The sequence below is a fragment of the Halorubrum sp. JWXQ-INN 858 genome, from assembly GCF_009806985.1.
GTDB lineage: Archaea > Halobacteriota > Halobacteria > Halobacteriales > Haloferacaceae > Halorubrum.
The window spans coordinates 141,360-154,050 of sequence record NZ_WUAX01000011.1 but is presented as its reverse complement, the minus strand read 5'-3'; the positions used below and the strand labels follow the sequence as shown (position 1 = coordinate 154,050).

Below are 12,691 nucleotides of genomic sequence, written 5' to 3'. Positions count from 1 at the left end.
ACGCACCCAGTACGCCCCTCACGCACCCGGTACGCCCCTCACGCACCCGGTACGCCCCTCACGCACCCAGTACGCGCTCTAACGCGTCCATCGTTTCGTCGACGCGGTCGACGCGCGCGTTGTGTCCCATGTGGCCGATCCGGAGGACGTCGGCGGCGAGGTCGGCGAGCCCCGTCGCGACCGTGACGTCCTCGGCCTCGCGCAGTCGAGCCTGTAGCTCCCTCGCCCGGCCGGGAACCGAGAACGCCGTGACGGTCGGCGAGCTGCGCTCGGGGTCCGGAAACGGCTCCAGTCCGAGCGCCCCGCCGCGCTCGCGACACCGGGCGGCGGCGGCCTCGTGGCGATCGTACACGTCCGCGACCCCTTCCTCGACGACCAGCGACAGCGCCGCCTCGAGCGCGACGACGTTCGTCGTCAGGTGCGTGTACGGGAACCCCTCGGAGACGTCGCGCCACGGCAGGAAGTTCGTGTACAGCGAGTGCGGGTCGCGCTCCTCCATCGCGGCCCAGGCGCGGTCGCTGATCGCGGCGGTCGTCAGCCCCGGCGGCGCGCTGAAGCACTTCTGTGACGCGCCGAGACAGACGTCGATCTCCCCGGTGGGAACCGGGACGCCGCCGAGCGAGGAGACCGCGTCGACGACGGTGATCGCGCCGTGTTCGTTCAGCAGGTCGAGCGCCGGCCCGATCTCGTTGAGCGTCCCCGTCGGCGTCTCACAGTGGACCATCGTTGCGACCGCGAAGTCGCCGTCGGCGAGCGTCGCCTCCAGCGCCGCGAGCGGCAAGGGCTCGTCGTAGCCGGCCCCGACGAGCGTCGCCTCGCCGCCGTACTGCTCGACGAAGTCGGCGAAGCCGTCGCCGTAGAGGCCGTTCGAGAGGCAGAGCACCTCGGTTCCGGGCTCGACCAACGACGCGATCGCCGCCTCCAGCCCGAGGATCCCCTCGCCGCCGGGGACGACGACGTCGTGCGAGCCACCCGCACCGCCCGCACCACCCACGCCGTCCGCATCACCAGCACCACCAGCACCGTCTCCGATCCCGTACACCGTCTCCAGCTTCTCGACGACGTCCTCGTAGATCCCCGCGAAACGGGGGTCGACGTCGGGGTTGATCAGCTCGCGACTCATCGCTTCACGGACGGCGTCTGGGACCGCCGTCGGGCCCGGCGTCATGAGCATGGTCGGTGGGGGTCGCCCGCCGACTTATAAGGACTGGTCGATCGGCCCCGTTCCCGGCCGTGGTCGCTGCCTGCGGAGCCTCTATATATATGCCGTCGACGAACTCGGCTTATAAACGCCGCCGACGAACCACTTTTAAAGGGTCGGCGGCGGCGCGAGCGACCCCGTCCGTACCCCGTTCGCCTGACCTACAGCCGCCAGGTCCGGTCGAGGACCGTCTGTCCGTCGTGGGTGAGGTGAACTGCGAGGTTCGACCCGTCGTGGGTCGTACGCGCGGTCGTCTCCGCGCGCACGACGTCGCTCCCGTAGTCGAGTTCCGCCTCGATGTCGGTCCACGTCCGCGCCGTCGCGGGGTCGTCCGCGGTGACCGACCACCTGACGGTCTCCCGCCAGCGCATCGTCGGGCCGTGTGGCAGCTCGATCGTCTTCTCGTCGGTCGTGTGGACGGTGACCGTGTCCGACCGGTGTTCCCGGGTCGTCTCCCACTCGCCCTCGCTCCGGGTGACGAACGGCGACGACAGCGGCCCGCCCGTCGTGTCCGGCTCGGGGAGCGTCACCGTCTCGGGGTCGAACCCGTCCGCGTGTACCGCGCCGGGAAGCGTGACGACCGAGGGCGCGGTCGCGTCCGACCGGACGGTGATCGTCGCTCCCGCGCGCGGGGCGAGCAGCCGCGGGAAAAACGAGGTCCCGACGGCGACGCGGAGCCGGTGGCCCGGCTCGAGGACGTGCGAGAGCGGCCGGAGCGGCACCTCGACCGTGTGTTCCGCGCCCGGGGTCAGCGGGCCCGGACCGTCGCCGTCCCCCGTTCCGCCGTCCCCTCCCTCGTCGTCCGCCGCCTCACCGTCCCCCGTCCGAACCGTCCCGTACGTCAGCAACGAGGCCGAACCGTCGGGGCTCACGTCGACGAGCCGGACGGAGAGGAGGACGTCCGGCTCCGTCGACTGGACCCGGAGCCGCGCCGTCCCGGTGCCGGTAAGCTCGACCGGGTCGGCGGCTGGCTCCGTCTCGAACGTCAGCGATCGGGCGTCGTCGCCGTTCGTGTCGAGGGGCGGGGAGAGGTAGTGGATCGACTCGACGCCGACCGTGGCGTCCCCGTCGTAGGTCGCCTCGAGCGACCCGTCGACGGCCGCCGCCGGGTCGTCGGAGTCGGCCGCGCGAGAGAGGCCGTCCGGCGTGAGCGCGAACGACAGGACGTCCGCCGCGGGTCGCGTGAGTGCGCCGCCGTCCCCGTCGGCCGTCGGCCACTCCTCGCGGGTCCGCCAGACGCCGCCGTCGACGACCCCGCCCCCGTCGCGCTCCGTCCAGTAGGTGACCCTGGGACGGTCGAGCGCCCCGTTCTCCGCGCCCTTGAGGAACCGATCGAACCACTCGACGATCCGGTCGCGGCACTCGACGGCGACCTCGCGGCCCTGGTACGGGAGGGTGTGCCGCCACGGCCCCATGAGGAGTCGCGTCGGTGCGTCGATCCGATCGAGGTGGGTCATCGTCGTCGCCGAGAAGTAGTCGCGCCAGCCGCAGATCGCGAAGACGGGGACGTCGACCCGCTCGACGTCGGCGTCGTTGTCCGCCCAGTAGGCGTTCTTCGTCGGGTTACGCTGTTGGTCGAACAGCCACGGGCCCCGGTCCGCCATCCCGTCGAGCCGCTCGCGCCACACCTCGGCCCAGCGCCCCTCGTCGTCGCGGTAGCTCGGGGGTAACGCCTCGAACGTGTGCATTCGCGGGAGCCAGCCGCCGGTGTGTTTGAACGACATCGCCCCGGTGGGGTACCGCGAGTCGTCGTACCCCGAGAACGGGGCCATGATCGGGACGATGGCCTTCAGGGCGTCGGGACGGCGCGACGCCGCGAGGTACTGGGTCCAGCCGCCGTAGGACTTGCCGACGGTGCCGACGGTGCCGTCGGTCCACTCGCGCTCGCCGAGCCACTCGATGACCGCCGCGACGGCGTCGCCCTCGCGGTCGTCGAGCGGCTGCGGCTTGACGCCGGACGACCCGCCCGTCCCGGGGAGGTCGGCGACGATCACCTCGTAGCCGGCCCGCGCGATGTAGCGTAGCAAGGGGTCGTACGCGCCGAAGGTAATGTAGTCGTCTTTGCGGTACGGGATCGCCATGAGGACGGCGGGAAACGGGGCCCCGTCGCGATCGGTCGGCTCGTATCGCGTCGCGGCGACGGTGCCGTCGCCGACCGGGATCCGCACGTCGTGGTGTAGCCTGATGGCCGTCTCGGGGTTCACGGTCACACCGTCGACCCCGAGGGTATAAATCACTACGTGGGGCGACGGTACCTTGCCGGGATCGGCCGTCGCGACGAGCGGCCGTCGCGACCGTCCGCCGCCGCGATCCGGTCCCTCTCAGGGCCCCGCCGTCGACACGATCTTGATGACGTCACCCTCGCTGAGCTCGTGGCTCTCGCCGATCCGACGGCTCGACCGGGCGTCGACCGCGTGGAGGTACCCCTCCCCGATGTCCGTGTGGACCGCGTACGCCAGATCCGGCGGCGTCGACCCGGCGGGCAGGAGGAACGCGTCCGGGAGGACGTTCCCGGTGCCGTCCGTCCACTTGGCGGCGTCCTGGACCGGGAACACCGTGATCCGATCGAGCAGCCCGTAGACGGCGTCGTTCAGCGCGGTCTGGACGCCCGTCCCGCCGAACGACGACATCACGTCGCGGATCGATTCCAGACCCGCCTCCTGCTGCTCCGAGAGGTCGCCGACGATCTCGAAGCCCTCGTCGCCGGGGTCGTACTCGACGACGCCGGCCTCCGCGGCGCGCCGGAGCGCGAGTTCGCCGTCGGCGGTCGCCGGGATGACCGGGACCTCCGCCGCCTCACGCAGCCGGTCGAGGTTCTCCGGCGGCGCGACGTCCGCCTTGTTCGCCACGACGACCAGCGGGAGGGTGTGCGCGCGGAGCTCCCGCGCCAGCGTCTCACGGTGGTCGTCGGTCCACCGTTTGGGGTCCTCGGGATAGTCGAGCCCGCGGAGCACGGCCGCGACGTCGGCCTCCGTCGCGCCGAACCCGGTGAGCATGTCGGCGAGCGCCTCGTCGAGGTCGAAGTCGGGCGAGCGGGACTTGCGCTCGACGGACTCGAAGTTGTCCGCGACGATACCGGCCAGCCAGAGGTCCATCTCCTCCTCGATGAACGTCACGTCCTCGACGGGGTCGTGACTCCCGACCTCGACCGGTTCGCCCTCCGCGTTGGTCCCGCCGGAGGCGTCGACGACGTTGACGATGACGTCGGCGTTCGTCAGCTCGTCGAGGAACCGGTTGCCGAGCCCGCGCCCCTCGTGTGCGCCCGGCACGAGCCCGGCGACGTCGAGCAGCTCGATCGGGACGTAGCGCTTGCCGTCCTCGCAGTTCTCGTTCCCGCAGCGCTGCTCTCGTGCGAGACAGGGACAGTCGGTTCTGACGTGGGTCACCCCGCGGTTGGCGTCGATGGTCGTGAACGGGTAGTTGGCGACGTCGACGTCGGCCATCGTCGCGGCAGTGTAGAAGGTGGACTTGCCGGCGTTCGGCTTGCCCGCCAGCGCGACCGTGATCATGGCCGTGAGTCACGGCGACGGGAAAAGCGCCTTTCGGTCATCGGTCGTCGGGTCGAGTCGTCGGGTCGCGTCATCGGGCCGAGCCGTCGGGTCGCGCCGTCGGACCGAGTCGTCGATCCCCGTGGGAACCCGGACACCGGCGCGCGTCGTGGGCAACGACAAGGGATTTATCCGCTCGGACCGGACGATTCCGGTATGATCGGCTCCGGCCTTCCGGCCGTTTTGAGCGTCCTCCCGGACACGTTCACTTTCGCGTGGGCCGTGGCCCTGCTGTTCGCCGCCGCGTGGGTCCTCGACCACCGGGGCCACGCCGCCGGCCGGAGCCTCGCGGCCGGGACGTGGGGGCTGTTCGGGCTGTTCTGGCTGACGATGGTGCCGTACTTCGCGTTCGAACACCAGAGCTACGTCGAGTCGATACTCGCGCTGGTCGGCGCTCCGGCCTGTGCGTACGCCGGCTACCTGCTGTACTCCGGGCGCGGATCGCTGTTCGTGCTCACCCGTGCGGTCGCGGTGATGCTGTTCATCTACCTGCCGTTCGAGACGATCCCCGCGTTCACCGTCGCCGGGCTCGCGGTGCCGGAGCCGCGACGGGTCCTCATCGAGATCGTCGCCACCCAGACCGGGCTGCTCATCGACCTGCTCGGCTACGCGCCGGAGCGGGTGACCAGCCCGGAGGGGTACGACGCCGCCTACCTCTGGCTGCTCGACGACGGCCACTCCTACCGCGTGAGCGTCGTCCTCGCGTGCACCGGGCTCGGGAGCATGGCGATCTTCGGCGGGCTCATCGCGGCGGTGGACGCCCCCCTCGGCCGCAAGCTCCGCGGACTTGCCGTCTCCATCCCGCTCATCTACGTCCTCAACATCATCCGGACGACGTTCATCACGGTCGTCGCCGGCAACCAGTACATGCACTGGCAGCCCGACCTCGTGTTGGCGATGTTCGGCGCGACAGACCCCTACCGCGTCTCCTTTCTCCTCTCCGACCGGATCATCAGCCAGCTGCTCGCGGTCGTCGCGTTGGTCGCGATCACCTACCTCGTCGCGCGCGAGCTCCCCGAGCTCGTCGTGGTGTTGGAGGACGTCCTCTACATTCTGACCGGCGAGGAACACGACCTCACCCAGTCGCTCGACCTGCCCCGGGAGCCGACGAACCGGGACTAACCACGGTCGAATCGGCGTCTCGAGCCTTTCGAGGGCGGTTACGGTGCGATCGAGGCGGTGTCGGGGTGGTCGACCATGACCCCGTCGACACCGCGACCGTCGAGACGGATCACGTCCGCGGACGTCTTCGCCGTCCAGACGTTCACGCGGAGGTCGAAGGCGTGTGCCAACGCGACGACGTCGGTGTCCGTCGAGAGCCCGCCCTCCGTGTCGACCTCGACCTCGATCCGATCGGGATCGTCGACCGTCGTTCGGGTGTCGGTGCCCGTCCACGCGTTGACCAGCTCGATCGACGGATGGAACGCGTCGGCGTCGAGGGCGTCGGCGAGCGCGATCCGGTCGTCGACGGGCTGTGACTCGTGACACAACACCGCGAGCGCCGCGTCGGGGGCGTACTCGCGGACCTCGCGGATCGCCTCGTCGTGAAACGACGAGTAGATCGTGTCGACGCCGTGCTCGCGACAGGCGTCGACGGCCTCCGCGCCGATTCCGACCTCCTTCAGCTCCAGGTTGACGCGTAGCCCCTCGGGCGTCTCCGCGAGGAGTTCGTCGAGCGTCGGCACCGGCTCGTCGCTGTCGCCGACGGTGAGCTCCCGGAGCTCGTCGAGCGACGTCTCGTCGAGGCGTCCCGACACGCCCGTGGTCCGTTCGAGGTCGTCGTCGTGAAACACGACGAGCTCCCCGGTCCCGCATCGGCGGGTATCGACCTCCATCATGTCCACGTGCCGCGCGGCCCCCCGGACCGCCGCGATCGTGTTTTCCGGATGGTGCTCGGCGAACCCGCGGTGTGCAATGATGCGTGGCCCCGTCATCGACTGATCGACCGTACTTCGCCGGCGTATTAAAACGCCCCGCTCACTCCGGTTTCCGACTCGGGTTGCCTATATAATCTATATAGTCTATATATCGTTCTATAGTTCTCCATAATGTTTTTAAAAGAGAGGCGGATAGGACGGGTATGAACCGAACGACGCGCCCGTTCGCGGCGGCCATCGTCGATCTCGACGATACCGCCTCCCGTGGCGAGGGATCGACCCCCGGCGGGGTCGACACGCTGACGGATCGTGGGACGCGGCTCGGCGACGGGGCGGTCGGCGACGGGGCGGTCGGCGGCGGGGAGGTCGCCGGATGACGCCGGAGACGGACCTGCTCGTCCACCTCGAGGACGAGGTGGTGATGCTCGTGTTGGCGACGCTGCTCGGGATGTTCCTCGGGCTCGAGCGGGAGTGGTCACAGAAGTCCGCCGGCATCCGGACGTTCGCGCTCATCAGCCTGCTCGGGGCCGTCTTCTCCATCCTCGGCAACGACGGCCTGATCGTGTTGGGCGGCGTGTTGGTCGTGACGAGCTCCGTCCTGCTTGCGGTCCAGAGCTTCGTCGAGGAGGAGGTCGAAGGGCTCTCGCTGACGACGTCCGTCTCGATGCTCGTCGCGTACAGCATCGGGACGCTCGTTGCCCACGGCTTCATCATCGAATCGGTGACGGTCGCGGTCCTCTCGTCGCTACTGTTGGTGCTCAAACGGGAGCTCCACCAGTTCGCGTGGGGGCTCTCCCGCGAGGAGATGCGCAGCGCCGTCGAGTTCGTCATCCTCGCGTTCGTCGTCTATCCGCTGCTCCCGAACGAGACGATCGACCCGTGGGGGGCGATCCAGCCGCGGCTCATCTGGTCGCTCGTCATCGCGATCAGCGCCATCGGTTTCGTCAACTACGTCCTCGTGAAGAAATACCAGGGTCGTGGCTACGCGTTCACCGGCTTCTTCGGCGGGCTCGTCAACTCGACGGCGGTCGTCGCCGAGATGGCCAAGCGGGCGAAAAACGAGACGGGACTGATCGGGATCGCCGTCGGGTCGATCCTCCTCGCCAACGCCGCGATGGCGGTCCGAAACGCGGTCATCGTGGCGGCGTTCGTCCCGGAGGCCGCGCTCGTCATCGGGGCCCCTCTCGGCGCGATCGCGATCGCCGGGATCGCCATCGCGGTCCTCCGGAGCGACTGGCGGACGAAACTCGAGGCGGACCTCACCTCGCCGTTCAGTCTCCGGAACGCGCTCACCTTCGGGGCGCTCTTCCTCGGCGTGCTGCTCGTCTCCGTGCTGGCCGAGGGAGCGTTCGGCGCGACCGGGTTCGTCGCCACCGCGTTCCTCGCGGGGCTCGTCTCCAGCGGGACGGCGACGACGACCGCAGTGTCGCTCGTCGGCACCGGCCAGATCACCGTGGAGACGGCCGCCGCGGGCGTCGTCGCGGGCACCGCCGCGAGCATCCTCGTGAAGACGTTCTTCGCCGCGACGATCGCGCGGGAACTGATAAAGCCGGTCCTCCTGTGGAACCTCGTGTTGATCGTGGTCGGCGTCGTCGTCGGAGCTCCGTTATTGCTCCGCTGATGCGGCTCGGTGAGGTCGTTTCACTGACCGTTTCGAGTCGCCTCGATGCAGCTAAAACCGTAGTACGTGCGCCTACATACGTCTCTATAGAATATTAGCAATATATATGAAAAATACCAAGGGTTATGTATGGCAGATATCTATCTAATCCCATGGCGAATAAACGTTCACGACGTGACGTACTGTACGGAGCCGGTGTCGCCTCGACGGTCGGGTTGGCCGGCTGTATGGGTGGCGACGACGGCGACGCGGGCGATGGCAGCGGCACCGGCGGAGAAGACATCGAGGAGCCGGACGACGACGCGATCACCGTCTGGCACGCGATGGGCGGCGGCAGCGGCGACCTGGTTGACGACCTCGTCGAGCGGTTCGACGCCGACACGGAATCGGAGTACCAGGGCAGCTACGAGGACATCCTCAACAGCCTGTTCGGCTCGATCGAGGCCGGTCAGATGCCCGAGGTCGTGATGATCGACAGCCTCCACAACCAGCAGGTGCTCGACACCGAGGCCACCCAACCGGTCGCCGACATCATCCCGTCCGATTACCCGGTCGACGACCTCGTCGGCGCGGTTCAGGACTTCTTCGTCGTCGATGAACAGCTCAACTCGATGCCGTTCAACAACTCGAACGCCATCATGTACTACAACAAGGACGTCTACGCGGAGGCCGGCCTCGATCCCGAGTCGCCGCCCGAGACGATCCACGAGGTCCGCGAGCACTCCGAGGCGATCGTCGAGTCCGGCGCCGCCGACTACGGGATCACGTGGCCCAACCACGTCTGGTTCGTCGAGCACTGGTACGCGCTCGCCAACGAGCTGATCCTCGACGCGGAGAACGGCCACGACGGGGCCCCGACGACGATGCACACGGAAACGGAGTTCGCCGAGGACCTGTTCACGTGGTGGCGCGACATGTACGACGACGACCTCTTCTTGAACCCCGGCATCGAGGCCTGGGACGAGGCCCGCAGCGCCTTCCTCAACGGGAACGCCGCGATCAAACTCGACTCGACGGCCGCCGTCGAGTCGACCCTCTCCGGCGCGGAAGACGAGGGCTTCGAGCTCGGCACGGCCTTCTACCCCTCGCCGACCGAGGACCGAACCGGCGTCCCCATCGGCGGCGCCTCCCTGTGGGTCTCGGATGAGATGGACGACTCGCGAGCAGAGGACGTCGGCGAGCTGCTCGCACACCTCGGCTCCGTCGAGAACCAGATCGAGTGGCACCAGGGCAGCGGCTACTACCCGATCCGCCAGGAAGGGATCGACCAGCTCGAGGATGAGGGCTGGTTCGACGAGCAGGAGCACTTCGCGACCGCGTTCGACCAGCTGCTCGCGTCCGAGACGACGCCGGCGACGCTCCGCATGCTCATCGGTCCCGCGCGCGAGGTCCAGCTCACCGTCCAAGAGGGATCTCAGGACATCTTCTCCGGTAGCGTCGGCGTCGAGGAAGGGCTCGCCGACATGAAAGAGTCCGTGGAGACGGAGCTCGACCGCTACTCCCGCGTCATCGGCGCGTAAGCCCGAGGAGAAACGCCTTTTCGACACATGTCACGTGAAATCTACGACCGGTCCTGGGTCGCGTACCTGCTGTTACTGCCGACGCTCGTCGTTTCGGCGGTGTTCCTGTACTACCCGGCTGCCAGGGCGGTCGAGCTCAGCCTATACGAAACGCTCCAGTTCGGGACCAGACGGCTCTGGACCGGGCTCGGAAACTACGAGTTCCTGCTCACCTCCGGGGACTACCACTCGAGCATCCTCATCACGCTCGGCTTCTCGGTCATCGTGATCATCGGCGTGATGGCGGTGTCGCTCGCGGTGTCGTTTCTCATCTACGAGGTCACGACCGGGCAGGCGTCGTATCTCGTCGCGGCGATCTGGCCGTACGCGCTCCCGCCCGCCGTCGCCGGGATCGTGTTCTTCTACATCCTGCACCCGAGCCTCGGGGTCATCTCCCAGCCGATCGAGGCGCTCTTCGGAGTCAACGTCGACTGGTTCACCCGCGGCGGACAGGCGTTCGTCGTCCTGACGGTCGCGGTCATCTGGAAGCAGATCGGCTACAACGTCATCTTCATGATCGCGGCGTTGAACAACGTGCCCGACGCGCTCGGCGAGGTCGCGGACCTCGACGGCGTGAGCCGAACACAGCGGCTCCTTCGCGTGTACACGCCGCTGATCTCGCCGACGCTCCTGTTTCTGGCCGTGATGAACACGATCTACGCGTTCTTCCACACGTTCGCGTTCATCGACATCCTCACGCAGGGTGGTCCCGGCGGGGCGACCAACATCATGATCTACGACCTGTACCGCAACGCCTTCGAGTTCAACAACCACGGGCTCGCGTCCGCACAGTCCGTGATCCTGTTCCTCGTCGTGGGTGCGCTGATGTTTCTTCAGCTGAAGGTCTCCGACCGCTACGCGCACTACGGGTGATATTCGATGAGTCTCAGTAATCCCACGGCGTACGTCGACGAACTGACCGGCGAGAACACGGACACCGACAAGCTGCTGGTTCACCTCGGCCTGTTCACCGCGGTGCTGCTCATGGCGCTCCCCATCCTGATCGCGCTGCTCGTGAGCACCCAGCAGCGCGGCGTCATCACGAGCCCGGCGGACCTGCTCCCGGGCAGTCACATGGTCCACAACTACTACACGGTGATGACGGACTACAACTTCGCGGTGTACATGTGGAACTCCTTCGTGATGTCCACTATCATCGTGGTCGGCAAGCTCGCCATCTCGCTTCTGGCGGCGCTCGCCATCGTCTACTACCGGTTCCCGTTCAAGAACCTGATGTTCCTGCTCATCCTCTTTACGCTGATGTTGCCGGTCCCGGTGCGGTTCGTCCCGCTTTTCAACATCGTGACGGACCTCGGCTGGTACAACAGCATGCTGGCGTTGACGATCCCCTACCTCGCGAGCGCGACGACGGTGTTCCTGTTGCGCCAGCACTTCCTGTCGATCCCCGAGTCGATCGTCGAGACGGCGAAGCTCGACGGCGTCGGCCCCCTGAAGTTCCTCGTGTACGTCCTGATCCCGATGTCGAAAGGCATGCTCGCGGGCGTCTCCGTGATCATGTTCATCTACGCGTGGAACCAGTACCTCTGGCCGCTCGTCATCATCGACTCACAGAGCCAGCAGGTGACACAGGTCGGGATCACCCTGCTTCAGGGAGACATCCAGGCCGGCGAACTGCAGTGGTCCATCGTGATGGCCGGCGCGATCATCACCCTGATCCCGCCGCTTCTCGCGTTGATCGCGTTCCGAAAACCCCTACTCGAGACGTTCGGGGTCCAACAGAAGTGAAACCATGACGGAGATACAACTCACGGATATCACGAAACGGTTCGAGGACGTAACGGCGGTCAACGGGATCGACTTGACCATCAGGGACGGCGAGTTCCTGGTGTTGGTCGGTCCGTCCGGCTGCGGCAAGTCGACGACCCTCCGGATGCTCTCCGGGCTCGAGACCGTGACCGACGGCTCGATCCACGCCGACGACCGCGAGCTGACACACCTCGAACCGCGGGACCGGAACGTCGCGATGGTGTTCCAGAATTACGCGCTCTACCCGCACATGACGGCCAAGCGCAACATGACCTTCGGCATGAAGTCGGCCGGCGACTACACCGACGAGGAGATCGAATCGCGCGTCGCCGAGGCGGCGTCGATCCTCGACATCGAGGACCTGCTCGGCCGCAAACCGAAAGCGCTCTCCGGCGGCGAGCGCCAGCGGGTCGCCATCGGGCGGTCGCTGGTGCGCGATCCGGAGTACCTGCTGATGGACGAGCCGCTCTCGAACCTCGACGCCAAGCTCCGCATCCAGATGCGCGCGGAGCTGAGCAAGCTCCACGAGGAGCTGGAGACGACGACGGTGTACGTCACCCACGACCAGACGGAGGCGATGACGCTGGGCGACCGCGTCGCCGTGATGGACGCCGGCGAGCTGCAACAGGTCGCACGCCCACAGCACCTCTACGACTTCCCGGCCAACCGGTTCGTCGCGGAGTTCATCGGGAGCCCCGCGATGAACACGGTCCCGGTCGAGGTCGTCGAGGAGGGCGACGCCGTCTACGCGGTCGGCGAGGACGTCCGCGTCCGGCTCCCCGAGACGGGCGGCCTCGAGCCGCTCGTCGGGCGGACGCTCGAGTTCGGGGTCCGTCCCGAGGACCTCTCGCAGGCGGCCGCCGCCGCCGACAACCGGGTCGTCGCGAACGTCTCCGTGACGGAGCCGCACGGCGACCGGATGCTGTTACACGGCGACGTCGACGGGACGCTGATGAAGTTCCAGATCTCCGCCCGGTCGACGCTGTCGGGCGGCGAGCGCGTGGAGTTCGGCACGGACCCCGACCGTCTCCACCTCTTCGACGGCGAGACGGGCGAGGCGCTGTACCACTCCTCGACGCCGGAGCAGGACCAAGCCGCCGAGACCGCCGCACGGTAGC

General features: G+C 67.8%; 11 protein-coding genes. 7 read left to right on the top strand and 4 right to left on the bottom strand.

All coding sequences use genetic code 11. From position 1 onward, the window contains the following. Positions 1-58 precede the first annotated feature (58 nt). From GRS48_RS09570 to GRS48_RS09560, 3 genes are all read right to left on the bottom strand, one after another. Positions 59-1,174, bottom strand: a complete 1,116-nt coding sequence (locus GRS48_RS09570) for an alanine--glyoxylate aminotransferase family protein (RefSeq protein ID WP_159485891.1) — start codon at positions 1,172-1,174, stop codon at positions 59-61. Positions 1,175-1,362: 188 nt separating this feature from the next. Continuing rightward, on the bottom strand, positions 1,363-3,405 hold the full coding sequence (locus tag GRS48_RS09565; RefSeq protein ID WP_159485889.1) for a CocE/NonD family hydrolase: 2,043 nt from the start codon (positions 3,403-3,405) through the stop codon (positions 1,363-1,365). Positions 3,406-3,522: 117 nt separating this feature from the next. Continuing rightward, entirely contained in the window at positions 3,523-4,710 is a 1,188-nt protein-coding gene (locus GRS48_RS09560; RefSeq protein WP_159485887.1) for a redox-regulated ATPase YchF, read from the bottom strand. Positions 4,711-4,905: 195 nt separating this feature from the next. Here GRS48_RS09560 and artA point away from each other — a divergent pair, with 195 nt between their 5' ends. Then, entirely contained in the window at positions 4,906-5,871 is a 966-nt protein-coding gene (artA, locus tag GRS48_RS09555; RefSeq protein ID WP_159485885.1) for an archaeosortase A, read from the top strand. Between the two features lie 38 nt (positions 5,872-5,909). Here artA and GRS48_RS09550 read toward each other — a convergent pair whose 3' ends face one another. Continuing rightward, entirely contained in the window at positions 5,910-6,683 is a 774-nt protein-coding gene (locus GRS48_RS09550; protein WP_159485883.1) for a glycerophosphodiester phosphodiesterase family protein, read from the bottom strand. A gap of 146 nt (positions 6,684-6,829) precedes the next feature. Here GRS48_RS09550 and GRS48_RS09545 point away from each other — a divergent pair, with 146 nt between their 5' ends. The 6 genes from GRS48_RS09545 to GRS48_RS09525 all read left to right on the top strand — a co-directional run bounded on the left by GRS48_RS09545 (position 6,830) and on the right by GRS48_RS09525 (position 12,690). Beyond that, on the top strand, positions 6,830-7,003 hold the full coding sequence (locus GRS48_RS09545; RefSeq protein ID WP_159485881.1) for a hypothetical protein: 174 nt from the start codon (positions 6,830-6,832) through the stop codon (positions 7,001-7,003). Beyond that, positions 7,000-8,247 carry an MgtC/SapB family protein gene (locus GRS48_RS09540; protein ID WP_159485879.1) on the top strand — a complete coding sequence of 416 codons (1,248 nt, stop codon included), beginning with the start codon at positions 7,000-7,002 and terminating at the stop codon, positions 8,245-8,247. The genes GRS48_RS09545 and GRS48_RS09540 overlap by 4 nt, the downstream gene beginning before the upstream one ends. Positions 8,248-8,399: 152 nt before the next feature. After that, positions 8,400-9,767: an ABC transporter substrate-binding protein gene (locus GRS48_RS15080; protein WP_200840246.1), complete on the top strand. Its 1,368-nt coding sequence runs from the start codon at positions 8,400-8,402 to the stop codon at positions 9,765-9,767. A gap of 27 nt (positions 9,768-9,794) precedes the next feature. Then, positions 9,795-10,679, top strand: coding sequence for a carbohydrate ABC transporter permease (locus GRS48_RS15075; protein ID WP_200840245.1), 885 nt, complete (start codon positions 9,795-9,797; stop codon positions 10,677-10,679). Between the two features lie 6 nt (positions 10,680-10,685). After that, the gene (locus GRS48_RS09530) at positions 10,686-11,552 is read left to right on the top strand and encodes a carbohydrate ABC transporter permease (RefSeq protein ID WP_159485877.1); all 867 of its coding nucleotides are present in this window, start codon (positions 10,686-10,688) and stop codon (positions 11,550-11,552) included. 4 nt (positions 11,553-11,556) lie between these two features. Then, positions 11,557-12,690 (top strand): ABC transporter ATP-binding protein, encoded by a 1,134-nt coding sequence (locus tag GRS48_RS09525; protein WP_159485875.1) that lies wholly within the window; start codon positions 11,557-11,559, stop codon positions 12,688-12,690. Position 12,691 lies beyond the last annotated feature (1 nt).

What these genes read in the sequence shown, in the direction of transcription:
- GRS48_RS09570 (WP_159485891.1), bottom strand. Translation starts at nt 1,174, where the DNA reads ATGCTCATGACGCCGGGCCCGACGGCGGTCCCAGACGCCGTCCGTGAA.
- GRS48_RS09560 (WP_159485887.1), bottom strand. Translation starts at nt 4,710, where the DNA reads ATGATCACGGTCGCGCTGGCGGGCAAGCCGAACGCCGGCAAGTCCACC.
- artA (WP_159485885.1), top strand. Translation starts at nt 4,906, where the DNA reads ATGATCGGCTCCGGCCTTCCGGCCGTTTTGAGCGTCCTCCCGGACACG.
- GRS48_RS09550 (WP_159485883.1), bottom strand. Translation starts at nt 6,683, where the DNA reads ATGACGGGGCCACGCATCATTGCACACCGCGGGTTCGCCGAGCACCAT.
- GRS48_RS09545 (WP_159485881.1), top strand. Translation starts at nt 6,830, where the DNA reads ATGAACCGAACGACGCGCCCGTTCGCGGCGGCCATCGTCGATCTCGAC.
- GRS48_RS09540 (WP_159485879.1), top strand. Translation starts at nt 7,000, where the DNA reads ATGACGCCGGAGACGGACCTGCTCGTCCACCTCGAGGACGAGGTGGTG.
- GRS48_RS15080 (WP_200840246.1), top strand. Translation starts at nt 8,400, where the DNA reads ATGGCGAATAAACGTTCACGACGTGACGTACTGTACGGAGCCGGTGTC.
- GRS48_RS15075 (WP_200840245.1), top strand. Translation starts at nt 9,795, where the DNA reads ATGTCACGTGAAATCTACGACCGGTCCTGGGTCGCGTACCTGCTGTTA.
- GRS48_RS09530 (WP_159485877.1), top strand. Translation starts at nt 10,686, where the DNA reads ATGAGTCTCAGTAATCCCACGGCGTACGTCGACGAACTGACCGGCGAG.
- GRS48_RS09525 (WP_159485875.1), top strand. Translation starts at nt 11,557, where the DNA reads ATGACGGAGATACAACTCACGGATATCACGAAACGGTTCGAGGACGTA.